24 protein-coding genes are annotated in these 25,164 nt (G+C 59.1%); 14 read left to right on the top strand and 10 right to left on the bottom strand.

Features of this window, described 5'->3' with window-relative positions:
• Positions 1–22 precede the first annotated feature (22 nt).
• The 5 genes from purH to AC2FLG_RS16255 all read left to right on the top strand — a co-directional run bounded on the left by purH (position 23) and on the right by AC2FLG_RS16255 (position 5,374).
• Positions 23–1,612: a bifunctional phosphoribosylaminoimidazolecarboxamide formyltransferase/IMP cyclohydrolase gene (gene purH, locus AC2FLG_RS16235; protein ID WP_496707064.1), complete on the top strand. Its 1,590-nt coding sequence runs from the start codon at positions 23–25 to the stop codon at positions 1,610–1,612.
• Positions 1,612–2,082: a signal peptidase II gene (gene lspA / locus AC2FLG_RS16240; RefSeq protein ID WP_281973770.1), complete on the top strand. Its 471-nt coding sequence runs from the start codon at positions 1,612–1,614 to the stop codon at positions 2,080–2,082. The genes purH and lspA overlap by 1 nt, the downstream gene beginning before the upstream one ends.
• Before the next feature lie 50 nt (positions 2,083–2,132).
• Positions 2,133–2,651: a DUF3035 domain-containing protein gene (locus tag AC2FLG_RS16245; RefSeq protein WP_271952136.1), complete on the top strand. Its 519-nt coding sequence runs from the start codon at positions 2,133–2,135 to the stop codon at positions 2,649–2,651.
• Between the two features lie 81 nt (positions 2,652–2,732).
• Positions 2,733–4,073 carry a M16 family metallopeptidase gene (locus tag AC2FLG_RS16250; protein WP_142640049.1) on the top strand — a complete coding sequence of 447 codons (1,341 nt, stop codon included), beginning with the start codon at positions 2,733–2,735 and terminating at the stop codon, positions 4,071–4,073.
• A complete protein-coding gene (locus AC2FLG_RS16255) occupies positions 4,070–5,374 on the top strand; it encodes a M16 family metallopeptidase (RefSeq protein ID WP_271952138.1) in 1,305 nt (434 codons plus the stop codon). Before AC2FLG_RS16250 ends, AC2FLG_RS16255 begins: the two co-directional genes overlap by 4 nt.
• 3 nt (positions 5,375–5,377) lie before the next feature.
• Here AC2FLG_RS16255 and AC2FLG_RS16260 read toward each other — a convergent pair whose 3' ends face one another.
• The 3 genes from AC2FLG_RS16260 to deoC all read right to left on the bottom strand — a co-directional run bounded on the left by AC2FLG_RS16260 (position 5,378) and on the right by deoC (position 9,630).
• Entirely contained in the window at positions 5,378–6,109 is a 732-nt protein-coding gene (locus AC2FLG_RS16260; RefSeq protein WP_281996041.1) for a Crp/Fnr family transcriptional regulator, read from the bottom strand.
• Between the two features lie 177 nt (positions 6,110–6,286).
• Entirely contained in the window at positions 6,287–8,620 is a 2,334-nt protein-coding gene (locus AC2FLG_RS16265; RefSeq protein ID WP_496707066.1) for an aldehyde dehydrogenase family protein, read from the bottom strand.
• Positions 8,621–8,631: 11 nt separating this feature from the next.
• Positions 8,632–9,630, bottom strand: a complete 999-nt coding sequence (deoC, locus tag AC2FLG_RS16270) for a deoxyribose-phosphate aldolase (protein WP_496697735.1) — start codon at positions 9,628–9,630, stop codon at positions 8,632–8,634.
• Positions 9,631–9,828: 198 nt separating this feature from the next.
• On the opposite strand from deoC, the gene AC2FLG_RS16275 reads away from it, so the two are divergent.
• From AC2FLG_RS16275 to AC2FLG_RS16300, 6 genes are all read left to right on the top strand, one after another.
• Positions 9,829–10,782, top strand: a complete 954-nt coding sequence (locus AC2FLG_RS16275; RefSeq protein WP_281996043.1) for a metal ABC transporter solute-binding protein, Zn/Mn family — start codon at positions 9,829–9,831, stop codon at positions 10,780–10,782.
• A gap of 3 nt (positions 10,783–10,785) precedes the next feature.
• Positions 10,786–11,589, top strand: coding sequence for a metal ABC transporter ATP-binding protein (locus tag AC2FLG_RS16280; protein WP_496707068.1), 804 nt, complete (start codon positions 10,786–10,788; stop codon positions 11,587–11,589).
• Positions 11,590–11,592: 3 nt separating this feature from the next.
• The gene (locus AC2FLG_RS16285; protein ID WP_496694593.1) at positions 11,593–12,798 is read left to right on the top strand and encodes a metal ABC transporter permease; all 1,206 of its coding nucleotides are present in this window, start codon (positions 11,593–11,595) and stop codon (positions 12,796–12,798) included.
• Entirely contained in the window at positions 12,795–13,724 is a 930-nt protein-coding gene (locus tag AC2FLG_RS16290) for a metal ABC transporter permease (protein ID WP_142640064.1), read from the top strand. Before AC2FLG_RS16285 ends, AC2FLG_RS16290 begins: the two co-directional genes overlap by 4 nt.
• Positions 13,725–14,006: 282 nt before the next feature.
• On the top strand, positions 14,007–15,857 hold the full coding sequence (gene mutL, locus AC2FLG_RS16295; RefSeq protein ID WP_496707070.1) for a DNA mismatch repair endonuclease MutL: 1,851 nt from the start codon (positions 14,007–14,009) through the stop codon (positions 15,855–15,857).
• 52 nt (positions 15,858–15,909) lie between these two features.
• On the top strand, positions 15,910–17,139 hold the full coding sequence (locus tag AC2FLG_RS16300) for a DNA recombination protein RmuC (protein WP_496707072.1): 1,230 nt from the start codon (positions 15,910–15,912) through the stop codon (positions 17,137–17,139).
• A 60-nt stretch (positions 17,140–17,199) separates the two neighbouring features.
• Here AC2FLG_RS16300 and AC2FLG_RS16305 read toward each other — a convergent pair whose 3' ends face one another.
• Entirely contained in the window at positions 17,200–17,850 is a 651-nt protein-coding gene (locus AC2FLG_RS16305) for a ChrR family anti-sigma-E factor (RefSeq protein WP_496707073.1), read from the bottom strand.
• A gap of 10 nt (positions 17,851–17,860) precedes the next feature.
• Complete coding sequence (locus AC2FLG_RS16310; RefSeq protein WP_496707075.1) at positions 17,861–18,517, bottom strand: sigma-70 family RNA polymerase sigma factor; 657 nt, start codon at positions 18,515–18,517, stop codon at positions 17,861–17,863.
• Positions 18,518–18,664: 147 nt separating this feature from the next.
• On the opposite strand from AC2FLG_RS16310, the gene AC2FLG_RS16315 reads away from it, so the two are divergent.
• The 3 genes from AC2FLG_RS16315 to AC2FLG_RS16325 all read left to right on the top strand — a co-directional run bounded on the left by AC2FLG_RS16315 (position 18,665) and on the right by AC2FLG_RS16325 (position 21,043).
• Positions 18,665–19,441 carry a DUF1365 domain-containing protein gene (locus AC2FLG_RS16315; RefSeq protein WP_496707077.1) on the top strand — a complete coding sequence of 259 codons (777 nt, stop codon included), beginning with the start codon at positions 18,665–18,667 and terminating at the stop codon, positions 19,439–19,441.
• A gap of 79 nt (positions 19,442–19,520) precedes the next feature.
• Positions 19,521–19,838, top strand: coding sequence for a DUF3775 domain-containing protein (locus AC2FLG_RS16320; protein ID WP_142640076.1), 318 nt, complete (start codon positions 19,521–19,523; stop codon positions 19,836–19,838).
• A 134-nt stretch (positions 19,839–19,972) separates the two neighbouring features.
• Positions 19,973–21,043, top strand: a complete 1,071-nt coding sequence (locus AC2FLG_RS16325) for a tetratricopeptide repeat protein (protein ID WP_496707079.1) — start codon at positions 19,973–19,975, stop codon at positions 21,041–21,043.
• A gap of 41 nt (positions 21,044–21,084) precedes the next feature.
• On the opposite strand, the gene AC2FLG_RS16330 is transcribed toward AC2FLG_RS16325, so the two are convergent.
• Genes AC2FLG_RS16330 through AC2FLG_RS16350 form a run of 5 tightly spaced genes read right to left on the bottom strand, consistent with a single transcriptional unit; the run spans position 21,085 to position 24,858 of the window.
• The gene (locus AC2FLG_RS16330) at positions 21,085–22,227 is read right to left on the bottom strand and encodes a saccharopine dehydrogenase family protein (protein ID WP_496707080.1); all 1,143 of its coding nucleotides are present in this window, start codon (positions 22,225–22,227) and stop codon (positions 21,085–21,087) included.
• A gap of 22 nt (positions 22,228–22,249) precedes the next feature.
• Complete coding sequence (locus tag AC2FLG_RS16335) at positions 22,250–22,498, bottom strand: SemiSWEET family sugar transporter (protein WP_142640081.1); 249 nt, start codon at positions 22,496–22,498, stop codon at positions 22,250–22,252.
• Positions 22,499–22,510: 12 nt separating this feature from the next.
• Positions 22,511–23,557 (bottom strand): saccharopine dehydrogenase, encoded by a 1,047-nt coding sequence (locus tag AC2FLG_RS16340; protein ID WP_496707083.1) that lies wholly within the window; start codon positions 23,555–23,557, stop codon positions 22,511–22,513.
• Between the two features lie 14 nt (positions 23,558–23,571).
• Positions 23,572–24,186 carry a glutathione S-transferase family protein gene (locus AC2FLG_RS16345; RefSeq protein WP_142640085.1) on the bottom strand — a complete coding sequence of 205 codons (615 nt, stop codon included), beginning with the start codon at positions 24,184–24,186 and terminating at the stop codon, positions 23,572–23,574.
• 21 nt (positions 24,187–24,207) lie between these two features.
• Positions 24,208–24,858, bottom strand: coding sequence for a histidine phosphatase family protein (locus AC2FLG_RS16350; RefSeq protein WP_142640087.1), 651 nt, complete (start codon positions 24,856–24,858; stop codon positions 24,208–24,210).
• Positions 24,859–25,164 lie beyond the last annotated feature (306 nt).

The raw sequence follows: 25,164 nt of genomic DNA on the forward strand, positions 1-25,164 counted from the left end.
CGCCAAAAGGACCTTTGGACCCATGACCGATCTTCACCCCGTGCGCCGCGCGTTGCTTTCCGTATCCGACAAGACCGGGCTGATCGAGCTGGGTAAGGCGCTGGCCGACCGCGGGGTCGAGCTGTTGTCGACCGGCGGCACAGCAAAAGCGTTGCGCGATGCGGGGTTGGAGGTGAAGGATGTCAGCGAGATCACCGGTTTCCCCGAGATGATGGATGGCCGGGTCAAAACGCTGCACCCGATGGTGCATGGCGGCTTGCTGGCCTTGCGTGACAATGACACCCATATCGCCGCGATGAACGAACACGGCATCGACGCGATCGACCTGCTGGTAGTGAACCTCTATCCGTTCGAGGCGACCGTGGCTAAAGGCGCTGGCTATGACGAATGTATCGAGAATATCGACATCGGCGGCCCAGCGATGATCCGTGCCGCGTCCAAGAACCACGCGTTCGTCAATGTCGTGGTCGATGTCGAGGATTACTCGTCGCTGTTGGATCAGCTGGACGAGAATTACGGCAAGACCGCATATGGTTTCCGTCAGTGGTTGGCCCAAAAGGCCTATGCCCGCACCGCTGCTTACGATACCGCCGTGTCGAACTGGATGGCTGATGCGCTGCAGCTTGAGGCCCCCAAACGCCGCGCTTTTGCGGGCGAGTTGAAACAGACACTGCGCTATGGCGAGAACAGCCATCAGACCGCTGCATTTTATACCGACGGTACCAACCGACCCGGTGTGGCGACCGCCCTTCAGCATCAGGGCAAGGAACTGAGCTATAACAACATCAACGACACTGATGCGGCGTTTGAGCTGGTTGCGGAATTCGATCCCGTCAAGGGTGCGGCCTGTGCCATCATCAAACATGCCAACCCGTGTGGCGTTGCGACAGGAGGCACGCTTCTGGACGCCTATAAGGCCGCGTTCGACTGTGACCGTACCTCGGCCTTTGGCGGGATCGTGGCCCTGAATCAGCCGCTGGACGCTGAAACCGCGCAGGAGATCACAGGGATTTTCACCGAGGTTGTGATCGCACCTGGCGCCTCGGATGAGGCCAAGGCGATCTTTGCCGCCAAGAAAAACCTGCGCCTTCTGACGACCGAAGGCCTGCCGGATGTGACCGCTGGTGGCAAAACCGTGCGTCAGGTCGCGGGCGGTTTGTTGGTGCAAGACAAGGATAACGGATTCGTCGGCATGGATGACCTGACGGTTGTCACCAAGAAGGCCCCGACGGATGAACAGATGCGCGACCTTCTGTTTGCGTGGAAGGTGGCAAAGCACGTGAAATCTAACGCCATCGTCTATGTTAAGAACGGCGCGACCGTGGGTGTCGGCGCTGGCCAGATGAGCCGCGTGGATTCGGCCCTGATCGCGGCCAAAAAGGCCGAGCGCATGGCCGATGTTCTGGGCCTGCCACAGCCGCTGACCATCGGCTCAGCGGTGGCGTCGGACGCGTTCTTCCCCTTTCCCGACGGTTTGATGGAGGCCGCAGAGGCCGGGGCCACCTGCGTGATTCAGCCTGGCGGCTCGATGCGAGATGACGACGTGATTGCCGCCGCAGATGAGGCCGGTCTGGCCATGGTCTTTACCGGCATGCGGCATTTCCGTCACTGATGCGTGCCCGATTGCTCCTCTGGGCGGCGCTGACCGCGTTTCTGATCGACCAGATCAGCAAGTACCTAGTCGTTCATGTGATGCGCGTGGCCGAAGGGCCGATCAGCGTTCTGCCGCCCTTTCTGGTGTTCAGATATGGCGAGAATCGCGGCATCAATTTCGGCCTGTTTCAGGGCAATGGCGACGCCGCGCGCTGGGCTCTGATCGGAGTTTCGCTGGTGATTTCAGTGGGCGTGTTGATTTGGTTGATGCGCACGGCCCCCTCAAAGCTCATGTTGGTCTGTGGCGGCCTGCTGATCGGCGGTGCGCTTGGCAATGTGGTGGACCGCGTGTTGTACGGATATGTGCTGGATTTTCTGAACATGTCCTGCTGTGGTTTCGACAACCCCTATGTGTTCAATCTGGCCGATGTATTCATATTCGCAGGTGCGTTCGGGTTGGTGCTGTTTGATAGGAAAAAGCCCTCGTGACGCGGGTTTGGAAATACGATAAAAGCGCCTGAAACAGGCTGGAGACTTTCATGCGGTTGCCGCGTTCCATATTTGTTGTGACTATGAGTCTTGCGGTTGCGGGATGTTCGGATATCGGTCTGCGCCACCTCGAGCCGCCGGGCCCGGGCCCGGACGAGTTTGCGATTCTGCCGGTCAAACCTCTGACCCAGCCCGAGAACTACAACTCTTTGCCCGCACCGACACCGGGTGGCACCAACCTGACCGATGCCAATCCCACAGGGGATGCTATTGCCGCGCTGGGCGGGAATCCGGCTGCTTCGAATCCAAATACCGCTGTGCCTGCCTCTGATGGCGCGCTTGTCACGGCCTCTAGCCGATATGGCGTTCCGTCAAACACACGGCAGGTCGTCAACCAAGAAGATGCGGATTTCCGCAAGCGTCAGGGGCGCTGGACCCGTTTGCGGCTGTTCAACGTAGATCGATATTCGCAGGTTTACCGTCGCTGGGCTATCGACCCGAACAAGCAAACCCAGGCTGCGCGGAACGCTGGGATCGAAACGCCATCGGCGCCGCCGGTCAATGAATAATTCTTAACTTTCCGTCATCGGGGTTGAACCCGGGCGGCACCACCGTAGTTTGAACACCAGAAACGAAACGGAGGATGCCCCATGGTTCGGGCTCTGGCACTGTCGGCTGCTCTGATCGCCGCCACCCCGGTTTTTGCCGAAGATGGGCACGAGGCGGTCACCACCTTTACGCTGGATAACGGTATGGACGTTGTCGTGATCGAGGATCACCGCGCCCCAGTCGTGCAGCACATGGTCTGGTATCGCGCCGGATCGGCGGATGAGCCGGTTGGTTCGTCCGGTGTGGCGCATTTTCTGGAACACCTGTTGTTCAAGGCCACCGACACGCTGGAGGCGGGCGAGTTTTCTGCCACCGTCGCGGCCAATGGCGGCAATGACAACGCGTTCACCTCGTATGATTACACCGCCTATTTTCAGCGTGTTGCTGCCGACCGGCTTGAGCTGATGATGCGGATGGAGTCAGACAGGATGCGCAATATCCGCCTGTCCGATGATGACATCGCCACCGAGCGCGACGTGATCCTGGAAGAACGTAACCAGCGTACCGAAAACAACCCGCGCGCCCTGTTCGGTGAACAGGTCAGCGCGGCGCAATACCTCAACCACCGCTATGGTGTCCCCGTTATCGGTTGGAAACATGAGATGGAAACGCTGGACCTGGACGATGCACTGTCCTTCTATCAGATCCACTATTCGCCAAATAACGCCATCCTGGTGGTGACCGGCGATGTTGAGCCAGACGAGGTCAAATCCCTGGCCGAGCAATATTACGGGGTAATCCCGGCAAACCCGGACCTGCCCGAACGGGTGCGATCACAGGAGCCGCCACAAACCGCTGAACGCCGTCTGACCTTTAAGGATGCGCGCGTATCGCAGCCCTATGTTCAGCGCAGCTATCTTGCACCCGAACGGGACGCAGGTGCGCAGGAAAAAGCCGCCGCCCTGTTCCTTCTGGCTGAACTACTGGGGGGCAGCACGACGTCGTACCTGAATGAAAAACTGCAGTTCGAGCAGCAAAAGGTCGTCTATACCGGCGCGTTCTACCGTGGCGTGTCGCTTGACGATACCACATTTGATCTGCTGGTTGTTCCGGCCGAAGGCGTGTCGCTGCAAGAGGCCGAGGATGCGATGGATCAGGCCGTGACCGATTTCATCGCCGAAGGTGTGAACGAAGAGGATCTGGATCGGATCAAGATGCAGCTGCGCGCCGCGCAGACCTATGCGCGTGACAATGTGGACGGGATCGGCAATCGCTATGGCCGTGCCCTGACCAGCGGGCTGACGGTCGAAGATGTACAGGCTTGGCCTGATGTCCTGCAGGCGGTGACCGGTGATCAGATCATCGCCGCCGCGCGCGAGGTGCTGCAGCCTGAAACCTCGGTCACGGGCTGGCTGATGCGAGACGATGAGGTAACGCAATGAAGCGGATATTTGTAACTCTGATTGCTTTGGTCATCGCAGTTCCTGCATGGGCCGAGATCGAGATTGAAGAAGTCACCTCGCCGGGTGGCATCACCGCATGGCTGGTCGAGGATCACTCGATCCCCTTCACCGCCCTGGAGCTGCGGTTCCGCGGTGGCACGTCGCTGGACGACCCGACAAAGCGCGGCGCGGTGTATCTGATGAGCGGCCTGATCGAAGAAGGCGCTGGCGAAATGGATGCCCGTACCTATGCGCGCGAGCTGGAATCTCTGGCCGCGTCGTTCGGGTATAGCGCCTCAGACGATTCAGTGTCGATCTCGGCACAGTTTCTGACCGAAAACAGGGATGAGGTGATTGACCTGCTGCGGACCACGATTCACGAACCGCGTTTCGATCAGGATGCAGTAGACCGTGTTCGCGCTCAGGTTCTGTCGGGTCTGCGGTCAGATCAGACCAGCCCCAGTGACATTGCCGGGCGCAGCTTTGCGGAAATGGCCTATGGCGATCATCCCTACGGCTCCGAAGGCAAGGGCACGATCGAGAGTGTCAGCGCCTTGACCCGCGATGATGTGGTCACGGCATATGAGAACGTGTTTACCAAGGATCGTCTGTATGTAGGCGCGGTCGGCGATATCACCCCAGAGGAACTGGGCGCGGTGCTGGACGAGCTCTTGCTTGATCTGCCGGATACCGGCAAACCGATCCCTAAGCGGGCCGATGTGACGATCACTGGCGGAGTGAGCGTGATCGAGTTCGATACGCCGCAATCGGTGGCTCTGTTCGGCCATGCCGGGATCGACCGCGACGACCCGGATTTCTTTTCCGCCTATCTGTTGAACCATATTCTTGGCGGCGGGGGTTTCGAAAGCCGCCTGATGCAGGAAGTGCGCGAAAAACGCGGTCTGACCTATGGCGTGGCGACCTATCTGGTGCCAAAGGATCTGGCCTCTGTGTATCTTGGGTCGGTGTCCTCGGCCAATGACCGTATCGCCGAAGCCGTTGATGTGATCCGCAACGAATGGGCGCGCGCCGCATCCGAAGGGGTCACTCAGAAGGAGTTGGACGACGCCAAGACCTATCTGACCGGTGCCTATCCGCTGCGCTTTGATGGCAACAGCCAGATCGCTGGGATCATGGTGGGTATGCAGATGGAGGATTTGCCTATCGACTATATCGCCACACGCAATGACAAGGTGAATGCAGTGACGCTTGAGGATGTGAACCGGGTGGCCTCCGAACTGCTGGACCCAGATGGTTTACACTTTACCATCGTTGGCAAACCCGAAGGTCTGGACGGCTGACCATTAGGCCGCTGCAGGTCTTCTCTGGGCCTGCAGCGTGTGCTTGTTGCTGTTCAACAGCTTTTGCCGTGTATGTCGGAAATGCGCTGCTTTCAATGCATCGTCGATATGGCGGCTCCGCCGCAGCAAGCGCATCAGGCTGATATTGTCGAAGACCAGGCATTTGGTGGGTTCGGTGGCTATTACCGTGGCTGTGGCAGGCAGCCCAAGGCCAAAGGTCAGCTCTCCCAAAATCTCATCTTCTCCACATTGGTTGATGACCCGGCCGTTTTTCAGGATCGTGGTCCGCCCCTTTAAGACAAAGCCCAAAAAGTCGGTTGTCTTGCCTTCTTCGATCAGGATGTCACCGTTTTCATAGGTCTTGACGGCGGCGGTGTTCAACAGTTTCCGGGCTTGGTGGGGTTTCAGCGATTCAAGGTGCAGGGCAATGAACTGACGTTCGTCATCTGAAAACCGAAGCAGATGCCGGGACAGAAACCCGCGCAGCAGGCCCAGGATCGAGATCGAGATATAGGCCAGCTGAATGATCGAGCCCGCGAGGTTGAATTCTTCCGACATGCTGAACAGAACACATCCGGCTGCGGCGATCACAAGCAGGGGGTAGAGGCTACCGTTGCCCCGGATGATCCCCATCTGCAGCAGAAAATAGCTGGTGATGTAGAGGCCCGCGCCAAAGACGCCGATCATCGTGGCGACCTGTACCAGTTCAGGAAACTCGTATGGAAAACTCAGCATGGACCGATCCAACCTTGTTAAGACTGGGTCCAAGCTGAGGGATAGTGGCGGCGCTGTATATGAACAATGTCACATGTTAATCATCGTTATGTTCATTCAATGATCACTCTATGCAGCAGCGCGCCATCTGTACCCGGACAAACTGTTTGAACCCCTGGGTTTTCCGGGGCTGGGGCCCTACTCGCCGTAGGGCACCCAGATGTTTTTAACCTCGGTCGCAGCCTGCAGGAAGCGGCGAGTCTGATCCTCGTGCCAGTCGGTTGCCATGGCGTTATTAACCCAACTCCGTTTCAGGTTCCCGGCCGAAGCCCGCTCGATCTCGGCCGACAGATCGGTAGACGAGAATGACCAGATCGCATCCACATTCAGATGCGAAGCCAGCGGCTTCGCCAGTTCCGTGTGGCTGCCAGTCAGGATGTTGACCACGCCAGCGGGCACGTCCGAGGTTTCGAGGATTTGGTAGAAATCCGTCGCCGCCAGCGGGTAAGGCTCGCTTGCCGCAAGAACCACCCGGTTGCCCATCGCAACCGCAGGCGCCATGGCCGAGACCAGACCCAGCAGCGGCGCCTCGTCAGCACAGAGCGCGCCGATCACGCCGACAGGTTCTTTCATGGCAATGGCCACGCCCCGGATCGGAACGCCGTGCACCTGGCCGTCATACTTGTCGGCCCAGGCTGCGGCGGTGAACAGGCGCTGGATCGCGACTTCGACCTCTTTCGCGCCGTCTTTCCTGCCGGTCATGGCATCAAGGCGCGCAGCGAATTCACCCGCGCGGGCCGAGAGGTTTTCGCCGATGTAATACAGGATCTGTGCCCGCAGATGGCCGGTGGTCTTGGACCAACCCTTGGCCCCCGCTGCGGCCTCGACCGCGTTGCGGACGTCTTTGCGGTTGGCCAGACCCACATGGCCCAGCAGTCCAGACTTGCCCCAGACGGGTTTCGAATATCCGCTGTCAGGACGGGCCTGTTTGCCGCCGACATACATTTTGGCAGTACGGTCAATCGGATCGACCGGGGCACCTTCGCCCATCGCGGCCTCGGCCTTGGCCAATGGCTTGCCTTTGCCTTTATGCCTGGTGTAAGCGGTCAGACCTTCCCAGCCACCTTCGCGGCCAAAGCCGCTTTCGCGCACACCGCCGAACCCGGCTGCGGCATCGAACAGATTGGTGGCATTCACCCAGACAACACCCGCGACCAGCTTCGGTGCGATATCCAGTGCAAGGTTCACGTTCTCGGTCCATACCGTCGCCGCCAGCCCGTAACGGGTGTTGTTGGCCAGCTCAACCGCCTCTTCCGGCGTACGGAAGGTCGAGGACACCAGCACCGGGCCGAAAATTTCCTCCTGCATCAGATGATCGGAGGTTTCGAGGCCCGAGATCAGCGTTGGCGGGTAGAAACAGCCATTTTCGGGCAGCGCGCCGGCCGCCTGATAAACGTGACCCGCGGTGTTGCTGTCGACCATGCTCTTGATGGTTTGCAACTGGACCGGGTCGACCACAGCACCCACGTCGATGCATTTGTCCAATGGATCACCGATGCGCAGAGTGTCCATTCGGGCGCGCAGTTTCTCGTGGAACCGATCGGCGATGCCTTCCTGAACCAACAGACGCGAACCCGCGCAACAAACCTGACCCTGATTGAACCAGATCGCGTCGACCAGCCCTTCGATGGCGGAATCGATATCGGCGTCGTCAAAGACGATATAGGCGGACTTGCCGCCCAGCTCCAAAGTCAGCGCCTTACCCGAACCGGCGGTCGCCTCACGGATGCGCCGCCCCACTGCGGTTGAGCCGGTAAAGGCGATCTTGTCCACGTCCGAGGCCACGATCATCTCACCCACCGCGCCATCGCCCGTGACGATGTTGACCACACCCTTGGGCAGCCCGGCCTGTGAGCAGATATCGGCAAACAGCAGCGCGGTCAGAGAGGTATATTCGGCAGGTTTCAGAACGACCGTGTTACCCATGGCCAGCGCCGGAGCAATCTTCCAAGCCAGCATCAGCAGCGGGAAGTTCCAAGGAACGATTTGTCCACACACTCCCAGCGCTTCGGCGTTGGGTAGTTCGCTTTCCATCAACTGCGCCATGCCGGCGTGGTAGTAAAAGTGACGCTGTACCAGAGGGATGTCGATGTCGCGCGATTCACGGATCGGCTTGCCGTTATCCAAGCTTTCCAGCACTGCAAACAAACGCGAGTGCTTTTGCAGCAGGCGCGCGATGGCATAGAGGTAGCGCGCACGACCCGCACCGCCCATCTTCTCCCATTTTGGCTGCGCCTTACGGGCGGCGGATACGGCGGCGTCGACATCGGCTTGCTTGGCTTGGGTCAGCTTGGCCAAAACCTCTCCGGTCGCCGGGTTGCGGCTGTCGAACCCCTTGCCCGGTTTGGTGAAGGCCCCGTCGATATAGTGACCAAATTTGTCACCCTGATCGACCAGCCAGGCCAGCGCTTCGGCTGAGCTTTCGGGGGCAGGGCCGTAATCCATGGTCTCGAAAATCTCTTTGACTGTCATTGTTTTCGTCCTCAGCCCATCGAGTGCCTGTAACCGGCGGAATAAGCACCCGTTACGAAATGTTCTAGCTGCCGTTCGATATCGCCCAACAGCGACGACGCGCCAAAGCGAAACAGGTCCGGCTCCAGCCAACGGTCGCCCAACTCATCCTTGATCAGCGACAGGTAAACTAGTGCGTCCTTGGCTTTGGAAATCCCGCCTGCGGGTTTATATCCGACACGATACCCGGTGCGGTCATAGTAATCGCGGATCGCCCGGATCATAACCAGCGACACGGGCAGCGTGGCGTTGACGCTTTCCTTACCGGTCGAAGTTTTGATGAAATCCGCCCCCGCCATCATGCAGACCAGCGAGGCGCGCGCCACGTTGCGTAGGCTGCCCAGTTCGCCGGTTGCAAGGATGGCTTTGACATGCGCGTCGCCACAAGCCACGCGGAACGCTTTCATCTCGTCATACAAGGCCTGCCAGTCGCCCGACAGCACATGACGCCGAGAGATTACGATGTCGATTTCCTCGGCTCCGGCTTTGACGCTTTCTTCGATCTCCGCCACGCGCAGGTGGAACGGGGACAAGCCTGCAGGGAATCCGGTCGATACGGCGGCCACCGGAATCCCGGTGCCCCTCAGCGCATCCACAGCGGTTTCGATCATGTCGTGATAGACACAGACCGCGCCGGTGGTGATCGGTGGCATGTCCAACGCCTGAAGTGTTGCAGAAGCCACGGGTTGCCGCGCTTTGGCGCACAGGCGCCGGACACGGCCGACGGTATCGTCTCCCGATAGGGTGGTCAGGTCGATCAGGGTGATCGCCTTGAGCAGCCACGCCGCCTGGTAGTCCTTTTTCACCGAGCGCCGACCCGGCAGGGTGGCTGCGCGGCGCTCAACGGCCGAGGTGTTGACCTGTACGGCCCGCACCCAATCCAGATCAAGCTCCATTCCAGGGTTCCGGGGCTCGGTCACTTGCGGCAGATGCGCGGTGCGCACGGGGCTTTCTGAGCTCTGCGTTTCCATTTTCACATCCTTTGGGAGGTTTGTATCAAATTCGCACGGGTAAGATGCAAATGGAAGGCCATCCGGCATTGGAAGGGTAAATTTTTTGACCAAATGGACAAAATAGGCGTTTTCTTGCGAATAATTCTCAATAGCATTGACTTAGTTGCGAGCGGTTCTCATATTCATCTTAGCAAGATACCATTTCCGGGGTCTGATATGATTCGTCGTAGTTTCCTTGCAGCGCTGGCATTCGCCGCTGTATTCCCATTCTCGGCCTGGGCCGATGCGCCGCTGAAAGTGGTGGCCACGACCGGTATGATTGCCGATGCCGCCCGTCAGGTCGGAGGTGATCAGGTCGAGGTGAAGGGCCTTATGGGCCCCGGCGTCGACCCGCATGCCTATCGTCAGACCCGCAGTGATATCGTCGCTATGACCAGGTCCGATCTGATCCTGTGGCATGGTCTGTATCTTGAGGCGCAGATGGAAGAGTTCTTCCATGACCTAGGGCGTAAACGCATGGTCGTTGCGGTAGCCGAAGGCGTTGATAAGTCAAAGCTGCACGCGCATGACAATTATGCTGACAAATACGATCCCCATCTTTGGATGAGCCCGGCCCTGTGGCGCGATGTCGTGGTCGAGGTGCAAAAAGCCCTGACACAAGCGCGCCCCGAGGCCGCGGACACCTTTGCGGCAAACGCTGAGGCCTTTCTTGTGCAGATCGCGGAACTGGAGGCTTATGGCAAGCAAGTGCTTGCGGCGGTCCCGGAAAACAACCGTGTTCTGGTGACGGCACATGATGCCTTTGGGTATTTCGGTGCTGAATACGGGTACGATGTGCTTGGAATTCAGGGTATTTCAACCCAATCCGAGGCGGGATTGAACCGGATTAGCGAATTGGTCGATACGCTGGTTGACCGGCAACTGACGGCAGTTTTCGTGGAAAGCTCGGTCTCGGATCGGTCGATGCGTGCGCTGATCGAGGGCGCAGCGGCCAGGGGACATCAGGTCGAAGTCGGTGGACAGCTTTATTCGGACGCGATGGGCGAGCCCGGCACCTATGAGGGTACCTACATCGGGATGCTGGATCACAATATCACAGTAATCGCAGGCGCTCTGGGGGCTGATATTCCCAAAACTGGCATGAGCGGCAATCTGTCGGCGGGGTTTTAAGAGATGCTGGAACTGGCGGCACATCAGGGCATCCCCCTTCCGGAAAACGACATTGGAAAAAGCCCGCTGGCCATTCGTGGCCTGACCGTCTCGTACGGGCAGAAGCCGGCAGTTTTCTCGGTTGATATGACCGTGCAACCGGGTGCCATGACAGCGATCATCGGGCCAAACGGTGCTGGTAAATCGACCCTGTTGAAGGCGGCTTTGGGGATTGTCTCACCCCTGTCCGGTCAGGTGACGGTGTTTGGCGATCGGCTGGATCGACAGCGGTCCCGGATCGCATATGTGCCGCAGCGGGCCAGCGTGGACTGGGACTTCCCGACGCGCGTGATTGACGTTGTTCTGATGGGCTTGTCGCGCGAACTGGGGCTGTTGGGACGGGTGCGCGCCCGGCATAAGGCGCAGGCGATGGATTGCCTGAACCGTGTAGGGATGCGTGACTTTGCCGACCGGCAGATCGGCCAGTTGTCAGGCGGCCAGCAGCAGAGGGTCTTTCTGGCGCGCGCCTTGGCGCAGGCCGCCGATCTGTATCTGCTGGACGAACCTTTTGCCGGGGTTGATGCGGCAACGGAAAAGGCCATCATTTCCGTCCTGAAATCGCTGAAAGAGGCGGGCAAGACCGTGGTTGCGGTGCATCATGACCTGGCGACCGTCACCGACTATTTCGACCATGTTTTCCTGATCAACACGCGCAAAGTCGCCGAGGGGCCCGTGGCCGAGGCTTTTACGGCCAAGACATTGCAATCTGCCTATGGCGGCCGTCTGGCTACGGCGCAGATCGACCAGATCTCACGCGCGCTGGGGTGAGTCATGCATTGGGATGCTCTGACCCTTCAGCTTGGCTATAACGCCACGCTGGTCGCAATCGGCGCCAGCCTGCTGGGCATTTCCGCCGGGGTGACCGGAACATTTCTGTTCTTGCGCAAACGTGCACTGGTCAGCGATGCGATCAGCCATGCGACATTGCCGGGTGTGTGTCTGGCCTTTATGGTGCTTGTGGCCCTCGGTGGGGACGGCAGAAACCTGATCGGCCTGCTCGTCGGGTCGGCAATATCCGCTTGGATCGGCCTTTTATGTATGAACTGGCTGACGCGGCACACGCGGCTGGCCGAGGATGCCGCGATCGGAGCGGTCCTATCTGTATTCTTTGGTTTCGGCATTGTGCTGCTGACGGTGATCCAGACCATGGGTGTGGGCCGACAGGCGGGGCTTGAAGGGTTTCTGCTGGGCTCGACCGCTGGGATGCTTTGGGCAGATGCGATGATCATTGCGATCGGAGGCGCGGCAACGCTGGCGCTTGTCATGATTATCCGCCGTCCAATGACGATCGTGGCCTTTGACCCTGAATTTGCAGCAGCTAGGGGCCTGCCGGTGCATCGCATCGACCTTGCAATGATGGGTCTGGTTATGGCCGTCACAGTGGTTGGCCTGAAAGTTGTCGGGTTGATCCTGATCGTTGCGCTTTTGATCATTCCGCCGGTGACAGCCCGGTTTTGGACTGAGCGGTCCGAAAGAGTAGTGTTGCTGGCGGGTCTGATCGGGGGCGTCTCGGGTTATATCGGTGCGGCGCTGTCGGCGGCGGCTCCCAATCTGCCGACGGGTCCGCTTATCGTTCTTGTCAGTTTTGCCGTGTTTGTCCTGTCGTTGCTGTTGGCGCCGGTTCGCGGTGTTCTGGCGGCGGTTTTGCGGCACCTGCAATTCCAGCGTCGGGTTCATATCCGGCAGGGCTTGCTTGCGTTGGCACAAGGGCAGAAAATCTATGAGCCGCTGACCCTGCGTTTGTTACGCCGGGCCGGGTTGGCCCGCCCCGACGGCGTGGCAACCGAGGCTGGCAAGGCCCGCGCCGCCAAAGCCCTGCGCGACGAAAAGCGGTGGGAGGTTGTTCGCACGGACCAGGCCCACGAAGCAACGGCGGCGCTTTATGACGGGCTGCGCGATATTGAAACCGTGCTGACCCGCGACCAGATTACCGAAATCGACCGGCAGATCGGTGGCCCGCAGGGGGTAGCAACATGAGCGGCGAAGAATTCGTTCCACTGTCTCTGACACCGCTGCTGATCGGGACATTTGCGGCCATTGCCTGCGCCCTTCCGGGAAACTTTCTGGTTCTGCGCAAACAGGCGCTGATCGGGGATGCCATCAGCCATGTGGTGCTGCCGGGTATCGTGGTTGCCTTTCTTCTGACCGGCGCGATCTCGACCTGGCCGATGATGCTGGGCGCGGCGGGTGCTGCCGTGGTTGCCGTTGTGATGATTGAGGCGATCCGCAGGCTGGGTCAGATCGAACCCGGTGCGGCAATGGGCGTGGTCTTTACTACCCTATTTGCGGCGGGTGTTCTTTTGTTGGAGCAGACGGACACCTCGACCGTGCATCTGGATGTGGAACACGCGCTGTATGGCAATCTCGAAAGTCTGATCTGGCTGGACGCAACGGGATGGGCCTCGCTGCGGGACCCGGCCGCGCTTGCGGGGTTGCCCCCGGAATTGCCGCGTATCGCGCTGACACTTGCGGGGGTTTCCCTGTTTACCTGGATATTCTGGCGACCATTGAAGATTTCGACCTTTGACGAAGGTTTTGCCAGCACGATTGGTATTCGGACCGGTCCTTTGGGGTTTGCGCTGGTGATCACAGCGGCGATAGCTGCCGTCGCAGCCTTCGACGCGGTTGGCTCGATCATCGTGATCGCCATGTTCATCTGCCCCCCGGCTGCGGCGCGGTTGATGACCAACCGATTGGAAACTCAAATCGCATGGAGCGTTGTATTTGCCGTGGTTTCAGCGGTGATGGGCTATGTTCTGGCGGGCTATGGCCCATTATGGCTGGGTGCCCGCGATGCCGTGAGTGCCGCCGGAATGATCGCAACGGTATCTGGTGTGATTCTGGCGCTTGCAGCTGTTTTCGGCCCCTGCCGGACCCGCGCGGGCGCTCCAGGCACTGTTTGATCCGGCAAATTCCTGCTGTTGGCTGATGCCGTATTTCGGCTGAACTTTGCCAACGCGAACAGCTCGGTCAGAGTTAATGAGCCTTAATCTGCAGATCGTGCTAAAATTGTTGTATTGTTAAGCAACTGACCACCACTCACCCCGGCTTGTTCGGGCAATCGTGATCAAGGTCGTCGCCTTGCAGGCCGACATGGCGCGATTGTCCGAACGCCCCCCTCTTGCACAGAATCTGAATACCATAGCGGTGGCAGAATCGTGTGCGCATGTGCTAGGTCTAGGGGTATGGAGCAGGCAAACCCCAATATCAACGAGTTTCGACCGGTAATTCGGCAGTTGGACGATGCTGCAATCAACCGGATCGCAGCCGGCGAAGTGGTCGAGCGACCGGCCTCTGCGGTCAAGGAATTGATCGAGAACGCCATTGATGCAGGTGCCACGCGGGTTGCGATAGAGATCGCCGATGGGGGCAAGACGCTGATTCGCGTCACCGATGACGGCTGTGGTATTGCGGCGGCGGACTTGCCGTTGGCTTTGTCCCGCCACGCAACCTCGAAAATCGACGGGTCGGATCTGCTGAACATTCATACTTTCGGCTTTCGCGGTGAGGCGTTGCCGTCGCTGGGCGCGGTCGGGCGTTTGACCATAACCAGTCGTGTTCCGGGGGCGGATGCCGCGCAGATTCAGGTCGCTGGTGGCACAATGTCCGCGGTGAAACCCGCGGCTCTGCGTGCGGGTACCGTGGTCGAGTTGCGCGATCTGTTCTTTGCCACGCCTGCGCGTCTGAAATTCATGCGTACCGACCGCGCCGAGACACAGGCCATCGCCGATACGGTCAAACGTCTGGCCATGGCCGAGCCCTCGGTCACCTTTACCCTGCGCGATGTCTCGGGCGGCGGCGAGGGGCGCGTGACCTTCCGGGCTGACCGTGAGAATGGTGATCTGTTTGACGCGTTGCATGCCCGACTGGCCCGCGTGATCGGGCGCGAGTTTGCCGAGAACGCGTTGCAAATTGACGCAACGCATGAGGGTATCCGGTTGTATGGCTATGCCGCTCTGCCGACCTATTCTCGGGGCGCAGCGGTGGCGCAGTACCTGTTCGTCAATGGACGGCCTGTGCGTGACAAGATGCTGACCGGTGCATTGCGGGCGGCCTATTTCGACTTTCTCAGCCGTGATCGACATCCGGCGGCGGCTCTGTTCATCGACTGTGATCCGACGCTGGTGGATGTGAACGTGCACCCCGCGAAATCCGAGGTCCGGTTCCGCGATCCCGGCGTCGCACGCGGGCTGATCGTCTCGGCCCTGCGGCACGCACTGGCGGAAGCGGGGCACCGGGCGTCCTCGACCGTCGCAAACGCGACGCTTGGCGCGATGCGACCCGAGCCGTCTCACTCCACCCCGGCGCGGGTCTACCAGATGGACCGCCCTTCACCCGCCGCGCGCCAGATGGCCTATCAGGCGCAGGCACCGGGCTTTGCTGAACTGACCCGCGATTACAGCGGCAGCGTGGTCGAGCCGGTCGCGGAATCTGTTTCCGAGGCGCCGGTAGAAGACCTGCCTTTGGGGGCTGCACGCGGGCAGGTGCATGAAAACTACATTATCGCCCAGACCGCTGATGGTATGGTGATTGTCGATCAGCACGCCGCGCATGAGCGGTTGGTCTATGAAAAGCTGAAAGCCCAGATGGCGGCGAACGGCGTGGCGGCGCAGGCGCTGCTGATCCCCGAGATCGTAGAGTTGTCTGAAGGCGACTGCGCGCGACTTATGGCTGTGGCAGATGATCTTTCGCGCTTTGGCCTGAAGCTCGAGCCCTTCGGCGGCGGTGCGGTTGCCGTGCGTGAAACCCCGGCCATTCTGGGTGAGGTCAACGCCCGCGCAATGATTCTGGATATTCTGGATGAGCTGTCCGATCAGGGTGAAAGCCAGATGGTGCAGGCGCGGATTGAGGCGATCCTCAGCCGTGTCGCCTGTCACGGTTCGATCCGCTCGGGCCGCCGAATGCGGGCCGAAGAGATGAACGCCCTGCTGCGCGAGATGGAGGCGACACCCCATTCCGGCCAGTGCAACCATGGGCGGCCAACTTATGTGGAACTGAAACTGGCCGATATCGAACGATTGTTCGGACGCAGTTGATCCCGCGGGGTGCGCGGGCTATGAAGAATAAAACAAGAACACCCGAGGCAAAATGATCGAGATTGCAGGAACCCAAATTGCATTGAACGACCCCGTGATCCTGATCGTTGGCGGGGTGGTGGCATTGATCCTGTTGCTGCTGTTCCTGTCTTTGCGAGCGGCCAACCGGTCAGCCAGGATGGCCGAGCCACTGTCGCGGCAAATGGCGCATCTGGGTCAGCATGTTCAGCAGTTGGGACAAGGACAAGAGCAGCTGCGCGGTGGTCTGCAGCATGTCTCGGACACGCAGGCCAATGCGCAGCTGCAGGTGATCCAGACGGTTGAATCCCGCCTGTCTTCGGTGCAGCAGCAGATGAACGATCGGCTGGCAGATAATGCGATGAAATCCGCACGTGCGCTGGCCGAGATGCAGGAGCGGATGAAGGAATCGCTGCACGGCTCGTCGAAACAGACGGCGACGTCACTGACCCAGCTGCAGGAGCGTCTGGCGGCCATCGACAAGGCGCAGGATAACATCACCAAACTGTCGGGCGATGTGCTGTCGCTTCAGGATATTCTGTCGAACAAACAGACGCGCGGTGCGTTCGGAGAGATTCAGTTGAACGATATCGTCTCCAAGGCATTGCCCTCGGACAGTTTCAAGCTGCAGGCGACCTTGTCGAACGGGCGTCGGGCGGATTGCCTGATCCACCTGCCCAACCCACCAGGCCCCATTGTGATCGACAGCAAATTCCCGTTGGAAGCGTATGAGGCGCTGATCGGGTCGACCAATGATACGGAGCTGAAAGCGGCGGTGCAGATGTTCCGAACAACTGTGCGCAAGCATATCAACGACATCTCCGAGAAATACATTCTGGACGGGGAAACCGCCGATGGCGCGTTGATGTTCCTACCTTCCGAAGCGGTTTATGCCGAGTTGCACGCCAAGTTTCCCGAATTGGTGCAGGAGAGCTTTACCAAACGCGTTTGGATCGTCTCGCCCACCACCTGCATGGCAACGCTGAACACGATGCGCGCGATCCTGAAGGACGCAAGGATGCGGGAACAGGCGGGTGCTATCCGCAAAGAGCTGGGTCTGCTGCACAAGGATGTAGATCGCCTGGGCGATCGGGTTTCCAATCTGGACCGTCATTTCGGGCAGGCGGCCAAGGATATCTCGGAAATCAAGATCAGCGCTGAAAAGGCAGGGCGCCGGGCGCAGCGACTGGACAATTTCGATTTCGAAGAGATCGCACCTGACGACACGCCGGGCGTTGTACCGCTGGCGCGGCACGAAATCTGACAAGCCGTTCGATGCGACATTGGCCGGATTTGGCCAGCGCACCGCGTCAGGTCCCAGAGATCAGATACGCAGGAAGGGCTGGAACAAGCGGGGCATGAGCTTGGTGAATTTCAGCGGCGCGTCGGTAACGGCCAGACAGATGCAATCTGCGGTAATGTCTGCGGTCGGGGTGTGATGCAGATCTTCATCGGCAATCTCGACATCGCCGCGTGCAAAGTGATCAACTTCATCCGAGAAAGCACCCTGCAGAACCAAGGTCAATTCCATACCGTTATGGCTGTGATCCGGAACTGCGGTTCCGGCCGGAATGAACAGCAGACGTGCCGAAGCGTCGCCGCTCGTCGGCAAGATAGCTTGTCTGACGCCCATTCCGATGGGCCGCCATCGGATGTCATTGACAGTGCCGCCGACGTAGTCCTGCAGGGGGGCAGGTAGGACGGCGCAGCCCTTGTTCACGGGCTTGGGGGTCGGTGCGCCTTGGGCGATCAGCGCCATCGTCGCAGCCAGCGCGCTGTCGCGCATTTGGGCAGGATAGGGCAGCTCGTCCAGTATCTGTCCGCCAACCGCATCAAAGCTTCCAGCCTGCGCGCGGCAATGGTCACACAGCGACAGATGGGTCGCGACCATCAGATCGAACGCTTCGGGCAGGCTGCCGGCGGCATATGCCATCAGCAGATCTTCCGTCAGGTGATGCTTAATCTGTTTGCTCATCGTCTCTGTCTCAGTTCATTGCGTGGCGCAGGCGATCCAGCGCCAGCCTAATTCTTGATTTGATCGTTCCCAGAGGCAACCCAGTCTGAGATGCAATTTCCCGGTGACTCAGGTCTCCGAAATAGGCCTTTTCGATCAAGTCTCTTTGCGCGTCAGGCAACGCCTTCAAGGCAGTGCGCAGCTGCGCGGTTTCTTGTTGCAAGACGATCACGTCGTCCTGATCAGGTTCGGACTCGGGGCCCCAGCCCAGTTCTTCCGGTTCGGGGCGCCGTTGCTTGCGCAGGGCGTCGATGCGTTTGTTCCGTGCGATGGTGAACACCCATGTGGCCACCGTTGCCCGGGTCGGATCGAACAGATGGGCCTTGTGCCACAAGGTCGCCATCACCTCTTGCGCACATTCCTCGGACATGGTCGCGTCCGAGCCCGACTTCATCAGGAACGCCTTGATCCGCGGCGCAAAATGCTGGAACAGCTCGGCAAAAGCCGCCTGATCCTGCACATCCCGAATGCGCCTGACATGGTCCACCCACTCAATCCTGGTGTCGCAACTGCTTTGTGTTCCGTTCACCTGTCTACCCTTGATGCGTTTTCTTGTGCGCCAAGGCTTGAGGACGGCGGGTGTAGCCGCCGGCTCGTCCAAGGTCACGGTGTCTATCTCGGTAAACATAACCACAATACGGTTGGTGTCCCAAGCCGGATCACTCTGAAGCGATATTTTTGATCCAATCCTGGCTGGATGCCGTATTCTAAGTAACAGAAACCTTCAGAAAACCACGCCCCTCCGGGCGGTTACGAGCGGGTCGGACCATACTGAATGACACAAACCGTTGATCATGTTGCGGGCCATACCTTTCACGGGCGCAAGGGGGCGATCGAAAACGCCTTCCGCTATTCGGTCGACTACATTCTTCTGAACCCCGAATGTGATCTGACTACACCAGTGCTGTTTTCGGTGAACCGGGCCAATCTTGCCAACTGGCGGTCGCAGGACCACGGGGGGGCGCCGGGCCAAGGCGGCGCTGCCGTATGGCTGCGCGCCCAGTTCGATCAGATGCAGGTGGCGCAACCGGCGCGCCTGATGTTGCTGACCCAGCCCCGGGTTTTGGGTCATGTCTTCAACCCGGTCAGCTTCTGGTTCTGTTTCGATGGGCAGGGTGCGCTCTATGCGGTTGTGGCCGAGGTGACCAATACCTATGGCACGCGCCACAGCTATCTGTGCCACAATCCCGGCTTTTCACCCATCAAGGCAACCGACAGGATGGTGGCTGACAAACTGCTGCATGTCTCGCCCTTCCAGAAGATCGAAGGAAGTTACACCTTCCGGTTCGATTACCGCCCCGAGCGTGTCGGCGTGTGGATCGACTATGCCCGCCCCGAGGGCGGTTTGATCGCGACGTTAACCGGGACACGCCGTCCGCTGACCAACCGGGTGATCCTGTGGTCGCTGCTGCGCCGCCCATTTGGTGCGCGGCGAACCTTTGCGCTGATCATCTGGCAGGCACTTAAACTTTGGGTGAAAAAAGCCACCTTTCGCCCGTTCAGAACCGCACCGGTGCCGGATCAGCCGGTTTCGCGTGTGCGCCTGCGCTAACGCGTTTGTTCAAGATCAAAGACTCGGGCTCTGCCTAGTGGTTGTTTCATTCGAAAGCCGCGAACACAGGAGTCGGGTCATGTTGGAAATTTCAGCAAGAAAAGTTGCTCAGGTTGCGCTGATGGGGCGCGAGCTGAATCGGGCCGAGGGCGAGTTGCGCGCGTTCATTGATCACATGAGCGAGGACGAACAAGCCGAACTGGTGGCTATCATGTGGATCGGGCGTGAAAGCTTCTTCGCCGAGGATCTGGTCGAAGCCATCGCCACCGCAAGGGCCGAAGCCTCAACCCCCTGCGCTGATTACCTGATCGGCACGCCGCACATGTCAGATCATCTGGAAAATGGTTTGGATGCGCTGGGGGTATCGGCGGAAGATGTGGAAAACGATCTGATGTAGGCGATTGCGCAACGGATCGAGGACAGAGTTTTCCACACCTTCTTGTCTGGCGGTTTAATCGGATAAAGGGATGGTCGTGGACAATTTCAGCCAGGTTTGATTTAGGTTCGGGTGAACTACTTTTGGTTGAATGAATGACATCCGATACCCCAGCTTCTTTGCGACACAGAAAATCGAAGCTCGCCCGTGTTCTAACGGGTATTGTCTTGATCGCAATCGCTGGGGTTTTGGTGCTAGGCCAAGAACGTAAAAAGCTGATGGCTACCTGCAACTTTAGTAAGGCTGACTTGGAAGACAAGTTGGCCGCCTGTGATACGTTGTTGATATGGGCGGCATATAACCCGTCAACCCGGTCGCTGATCCATCGACACAAGATGCGGGCACATATGTGGAATAGAGACTGGGAGGCTGCCCAAAGCGAGGCTGATCTGGCTATTGCAGAAGACCCTGAAAGCCGCGTGCCGTGGCAGTGGAAGGCGCTGGCCCACGCCCGCGCCGAAGAATACCCAGCGGCGATGGAGGCAATTGAGGCCGCGCTGGAGATTGCCCCGGGTAATGACTATTCGCTAGAGACAAAAGCCAAACTCTTGCGCCGGATGGATCGGTTGTCAGAGGTTGAGCCTCTGGTTGAAGACGCCATAGCCAACCATAAAGTGGGCCCGTGGGCCTGGAGCTATGCTGGCTATTTCAGATTGCGGGCAAAGGAGTATAGACCCTCGGCTTTGGCCTTTTCCGAAGCGTTACATGCCGATCCACACAATGCATATGATCGCCGCAAGTTCCTTGAGGCCTGCCGACTTGCTGGCCCAGATTGCCCGCCTCTGTTTCCTGAAAAACGCGCGAGCTATGCTGAGCTTAGCTGCGAAGACATTGCATTGCAGTTTGCAGAGCAATATCCAGGTTTTCACAGCGGAGCTGGTTTTGATACGCCGTATGACCTGATCGACCAAGGTGATTGGCGTGCAAAGGTCCTGGTGCAGGTTGTTTACCTCGGCACAGCAATCGGATTCGAGCAGACTGCGTCAAAAGAATATGCAAATAGGTTGATAGTAGACAGCGCCATGTTTGAGTGTGTTTCGGGTGGCGAATATTACTTTTCGGGCTCGGATAAGGGCTCCGAAGAACACCGCTATGCAGCTGAACACTTGTTTGGACCGGAATTGCGTAGAAACCTTGTCGATCTCGCGTATACGCATCTGAATTGATGTACCATCCCGGCCAATCCAGGTTGGTGCGGGCTTAGTTTTCAGCCCGCGTGATCCACCACCTGCAGATGCTGTGCCAGCCTGTCGATTTCACGCATCCAGTTCTGCACCAGTTTCGGATCGCTTGGGGCCGCGTGAACACCTGCCGGGATAGCGCGGTTCAAGACGGCTTCGACAGCCAGTGAAACGGGGACCGAGACCAGCCGCGCCATTGCCGTGCCGCGGTCGTCACCCCAGGCATCCATCACATAGGTTTTGTGCCAGACCGGAACGCCGTCTTTTTCCGCCTTCAGGCCCACACACAGAACCACACGGTCCGGCTCGCCCTCGTCATAGGCGTTTTCGGCCCAGAACTGGTCCGACATCTCCTTCAGGCGTGCATCGCCTTCGGGCCCGGACAGGGTTTCGATTTCGGCAAACACATCCGACCACGCATCGGCCCAGCCATTCAGACGCAGCGTACCGCGGACGAATTCCTTGACCGGCCAGTGATCCTCGAAATGGTACTGCGCCATGAACGGGATCGAGTCGCGGTTCGGGTAGACCTCAAAGCTTTCGGGTGTGGGCAGGGGTGCGATATAGCTGGTAATCGCATCCCATGGGCGCGCCACGTCCAGCGGAGCATAATTGCGAATTGATTTCGATGGTGAACGCAACGCCTTGAGCACACCCAGCGGTGACCAGCTGAACTTGTACCGGAACGGGTTCGGATGCTTGGGGATACCACCGCAATAAGAGATGAAACTCAGGTGGTTCTGTGGGTCGAACGCGTCCGAAGCGCGATAGTCGTCGATCAGTGCATGAGCCATCAGGTGATCGATGCCCGGGTCCAGCCCGACCTCGTTGACCAGCGCCACCCCGGCTTCGCGGGCCGCGTCGTCCAACGCGCGCATCTCGGGCGCGATATAGGAGGATGAGACGAAATTCGCCTGTTTCGCGATTGCAAGCTCGGCCAAGGGCACGTGCCAATCGCCGGGCAACATCGAAACGATGACATCGCCCTGTTCCAGCACCGCGGCCAAGGCGTCGATGTCAAAAACGCGGATATCGCTGGTCAGGTCACCAACTTCGGCCTTGGCCTTTTCGATTGTCCGGTTCCAGACTGTGACCTTTTGCCCGCCTTCGATCAGGCGGCGTAAGCCGGGAATGGCCGACAGGCCGGTGCCACACCAGTGAATCGTCATGTGAAAACTCCTTTACGGCTGTTCAGCCAAACCTCAGTTTTGCAATCACGATCGCGCTGACAAGCAGGATCGATATCACATTACCCAATATCAGCGGCCATGCCGCAATCATCACTCCGTAAATCAGCCACAGGCTCAGCGTGGCCAGAATCAACAGGTTCGCCGGCATAGACAGATCCTTGGTCTCGCGGGAGCGCCAGGTCTTTAGGGTTTGAGGAAGCCAACATACAGTGCCCAGCACCGCAGCCGCGCCCCCGATCAGGTGTTCCATGCGTGGCTACTCCTAGACATGGTTGTCGAACGTATCGCGGGCCCGGCCCCAGACGCCGCTGTCCAAGTCGGTCAGGGTCAACAGAGAAGGCAGAAGCTGTGCTGCATAATCTTCCGAGCTTTCGACCGGTAGCATCGACGGCAGATTGTCGATTGCAACTACATCAAGAACCGGATTGGTCGCCACGCGCAGGGCAGGTGCGTCCCAAGTGGTTGCTCGGTCATAAACCGGAACTGGGTTATAATCGCTGTCGGGGTCACAGGCGACATCGCCGATGGCGGTCAGCTTGCGGTCAGCGGCCAGTGCCTCATGCGGGACAAAAATCGGCGTACCTGGGCGCGCGAAGATACAGTTCAGGAACAGGTCGTGGTCGAGGATTTCAGGGAACGGCCCGCCGCTGGCGGTTTCGGCCATGTCCCACTTGGTGACACTGACACCCATCGCCGTGCAAAGGTCGCTGGCGCCGGTACCCACGCGGCCAAGAGCACCGATGACGATGGCCCTTGGTCTATTGGCCTCGATGGCATCTAGTTCAGCCAGAAGCTCGGTATTCAACGCGTCCTTGCTGGGATAAACACCAACCGGAGGGCATTCCGCGCCCCGCTGCTGCGCTGCCCAAGTCTTGAGTGTCACCGCAGCCCCGGCATAGCCGGCCCAATAGCCAAAGGCGGCGACTCGGCGGCCGTTTTCCTCGACAAGATATTCCAGATCATACAGCGTTCCGCCCCCGGCCTTGAACCGTTCTAGCAGCGCCCGGCCGGAATGCTGACCCTTATAGGCATGGCCGAACATGATGTGGCGGTGGGGCAGGGGCGTGCCATCCTCGGGCAGTTCCTTGAGGCCAAAGATGATCGCGTCATTAGGTGCATCTGGCCAGGAATTCTCGGGCGCGATCTCGCTGCCAGCAGCCTTGTAACCGTCGATGGGGATGGCGCGAACATGGCTTTCCTCGACCGTTACGCGGATGCCAGCAGCGATCAGAGCCAAAGCGCCTTCAGGGGTCAGCCCGACCCGTTCTTCGTTCGGGCGCTGTTCGGCCCGGACCCATAGATGCGTCATATTTTGTCCCTTTATCAGAGCATTCCGGCGGCACGTACGGCTTTCAGCGAAGCGCGCGCCTCTGCCGCCTCACGAAAGGCGACGATCTTGGGGTAGGCTGCGATGTCGACGCCGTCGCCTTCCAACCAACTGCAAACCACATACAAATAGGCATCGGCAAGCGAGAACGCCTCGCCCAGCACAAACGGTCCACGCAGACCGTTCGAACAGATATAGTCGCAGGACGCTGCCATGGTCTGCGCGACTTTTGCCGTCATATCCTTCCAGCTGGATTTCTTGTCGGCCCACCGCGCGCCGCGCAGCTTATGGGCGTGGTTCACATGCATGGTCGAGGCAAGGTAATACATCACCTCGCGCATCCGGGCGGCCATGATCGGGTCCGCAGGCACCAGCCCGGCCTTCGGAGCCATTGCTGCGATGAACTCCAAAAGTGCCCCGGTTTCGGTCAAAATCCCACCGTCTACCACCAACGCCGGAACCCGGCCTTTTGGGTTGATCTGCTTGTAGGCGGATTTGGTTTGCTCTCCACTGGCAAAGTCCAGTTGGATCGCCTCATAGTCCAGCCCGGCCTCTTCCAGTGCAATCGCAACGGCGACCGAAATCGTGCGAGGGGCATAGTAAAGTTGCATCACAAAGCCTCTGGTTTGGGGTTACAGGTGGGTCTGTGCGAACTGCCGGTCTGGTGCTTCCAGATGCGGAACAGCATTGAACAGAACCGGGCTGAGCTGTGTACCTATCGGGTATAAACGGTGCATTGACGTGTTCATGATGGCAAGAGCCACCCGCGCCATGGCCGGGATATCCAGCCCCATCGCCTGCCGGACAACCATCGAAATCAACCCGCCCGAGGTCACAACGATGGCAGGGCCGCCTTCGGTTCCGATATCGGTCAGCGCGTCGCGCACCCGGGTTTCGAATTCCTCGAAGGTTTCCGGTGTGTTTTTGATGGCGCCATCGGCCCAGGCGGCAAAGGTGCGGGGCAGATGCTCGACAAAACCTTCGCGATCAGTGGGCACTTTCACTCCGTGCTGTTCCTCGAACAGCTGCGCGATGGTGAAATACTCGATCTCGTTCAGCCGCGGATCGCGGATCGGATCAGTCAGCCCCATGCTGGCGGTGGTCTCGGCGTGGCGGATCAGGGTGCCGCAATAGACCCGGGGAAAATGGCTGCGTGTGTCCTGCAGATGCGCCCCCAGCCAGCGGGCCTGCTGATGTCCCAGATCGCTGAGCTTGTCATAGTTCTTTTCGTCGCGCGCGGTGGTGTTGGCCTGCCCGTGACGCACCAGTGTGATATGTGACATGTCGGTCCCTCTTGCGTGGCAAGTCTTAGGACAGGTCTAGGTCCGGGGCCAGAGCCGTTCGTTGCGGTTTGGAAATTATTCTCGCTCACCCCCGAATCTGGCCGGGCGGTATTGTTGTTGACTCGCAAGACCGTCCACAGGAACCTTGGTGATATCAGACTGTCCTGCAAATTCATCGTTGCAAGCTATTCGATGACCTCGGAAAACTGGCTTGGGAAAGGGTTTATTTATGACGGATATTAAGCGCACGCCTTTGCATGGTTTGCATGTTGAGTTGGGTGGGAAGTTGGTTGATTTTGCGGGCTG

The organism is Ruegeria sp. CDSA193, from assembly GCF_059611885.1.

Bases quoted from the DNA above. Each gene is read 5' to 3' on its own strand.
- purH (WP_496707064.1), top strand. From the start codon at position 23: ATGACCGATCTTCACCCCGTGCGCCGCGCGTTGCTTTCCGTATCCGAC.
- lspA (WP_281973770.1), top strand. From the start codon at position 1,612: ATGCGTGCCCGATTGCTCCTCTGGGCGGCGCTGACCGCGTTTCTGATC.
- AC2FLG_RS16245 (WP_271952136.1), top strand. From the start codon at position 2,133: ATGCGGTTGCCGCGTTCCATATTTGTTGTGACTATGAGTCTTGCGGTT.
- AC2FLG_RS16250 (WP_142640049.1), top strand. From the start codon at position 2,733: ATGGTTCGGGCTCTGGCACTGTCGGCTGCTCTGATCGCCGCCACCCCG.
- AC2FLG_RS16255 (WP_271952138.1), top strand. From the start codon at position 4,070: ATGAAGCGGATATTTGTAACTCTGATTGCTTTGGTCATCGCAGTTCCT.
- AC2FLG_RS16260 (WP_281996041.1), bottom strand. From the start codon at position 6,109: ATGCTGAGTTTTCCATACGAGTTTCCTGAACTGGTACAGGTCGCCACG.
- AC2FLG_RS16265 (WP_496707066.1), bottom strand. From the start codon at position 8,620: ATGACAGTCAAAGAGATTTTCGAGACCATGGATTACGGCCCTGCCCCC.
- deoC (WP_496697735.1), bottom strand. From the start codon at position 9,630: ATGGAAACGCAGAGCTCAGAAAGCCCCGTGCGCACCGCGCATCTGCCG.
- AC2FLG_RS16275 (WP_281996043.1), top strand. From the start codon at position 9,829: ATGATTCGTCGTAGTTTCCTTGCAGCGCTGGCATTCGCCGCTGTATTC.
- AC2FLG_RS16280 (WP_496707068.1), top strand. From the start codon at position 10,786: ATGCTGGAACTGGCGGCACATCAGGGCATCCCCCTTCCGGAAAACGAC.
- AC2FLG_RS16285 (WP_496694593.1), top strand. From the start codon at position 11,593: ATGCATTGGGATGCTCTGACCCTTCAGCTTGGCTATAACGCCACGCTG.
- AC2FLG_RS16290 (WP_142640064.1), top strand. From the start codon at position 12,795: ATGAGCGGCGAAGAATTCGTTCCACTGTCTCTGACACCGCTGCTGATC.
- mutL (WP_496707070.1), top strand. From the start codon at position 14,007: ATGGAGCAGGCAAACCCCAATATCAACGAGTTTCGACCGGTAATTCGG.
- AC2FLG_RS16300 (WP_496707072.1), top strand. From the start codon at position 15,910: ATGATCGAGATTGCAGGAACCCAAATTGCATTGAACGACCCCGTGATC.
- AC2FLG_RS16305 (WP_496707073.1), bottom strand. From the start codon at position 17,850: ATGAGCAAACAGATTAAGCATCACCTGACGGAAGATCTGCTGATGGCA.
- AC2FLG_RS16310 (WP_496707075.1), bottom strand. From the start codon at position 18,517: ATGTTTACCGAGATAGACACCGTGACCTTGGACGAGCCGGCGGCTACA.
- AC2FLG_RS16315 (WP_496707077.1), top strand. From the start codon at position 18,665: ATGACACAAACCGTTGATCATGTTGCGGGCCATACCTTTCACGGGCGC.
- AC2FLG_RS16320 (WP_142640076.1), top strand. From the start codon at position 19,521: ATGTTGGAAATTTCAGCAAGAAAAGTTGCTCAGGTTGCGCTGATGGGG.
- AC2FLG_RS16325 (WP_496707079.1), top strand. From the start codon at position 19,973: ATGACATCCGATACCCCAGCTTCTTTGCGACACAGAAAATCGAAGCTC.
- AC2FLG_RS16330 (WP_496707080.1), bottom strand. From the start codon at position 22,227: ATGACGATTCACTGGTGTGGCACCGGCCTGTCGGCCATTCCCGGCTTA.
- AC2FLG_RS16335 (WP_142640081.1), bottom strand. From the start codon at position 22,498: ATGGAACACCTGATCGGGGGCGCGGCTGCGGTGCTGGGCACTGTATGT.
- AC2FLG_RS16340 (WP_496707083.1), bottom strand. From the start codon at position 23,557: ATGACGCATCTATGGGTCCGGGCCGAACAGCGCCCGAACGAAGAACGG.
- AC2FLG_RS16345 (WP_142640085.1), bottom strand. From the start codon at position 24,186: ATGCAACTTTACTATGCCCCTCGCACGATTTCGGTCGCCGTTGCGATT.
- AC2FLG_RS16350 (WP_142640087.1), bottom strand. From the start codon at position 24,858: ATGTCACATATCACACTGGTGCGTCACGGGCAGGCCAACACCACCGCG.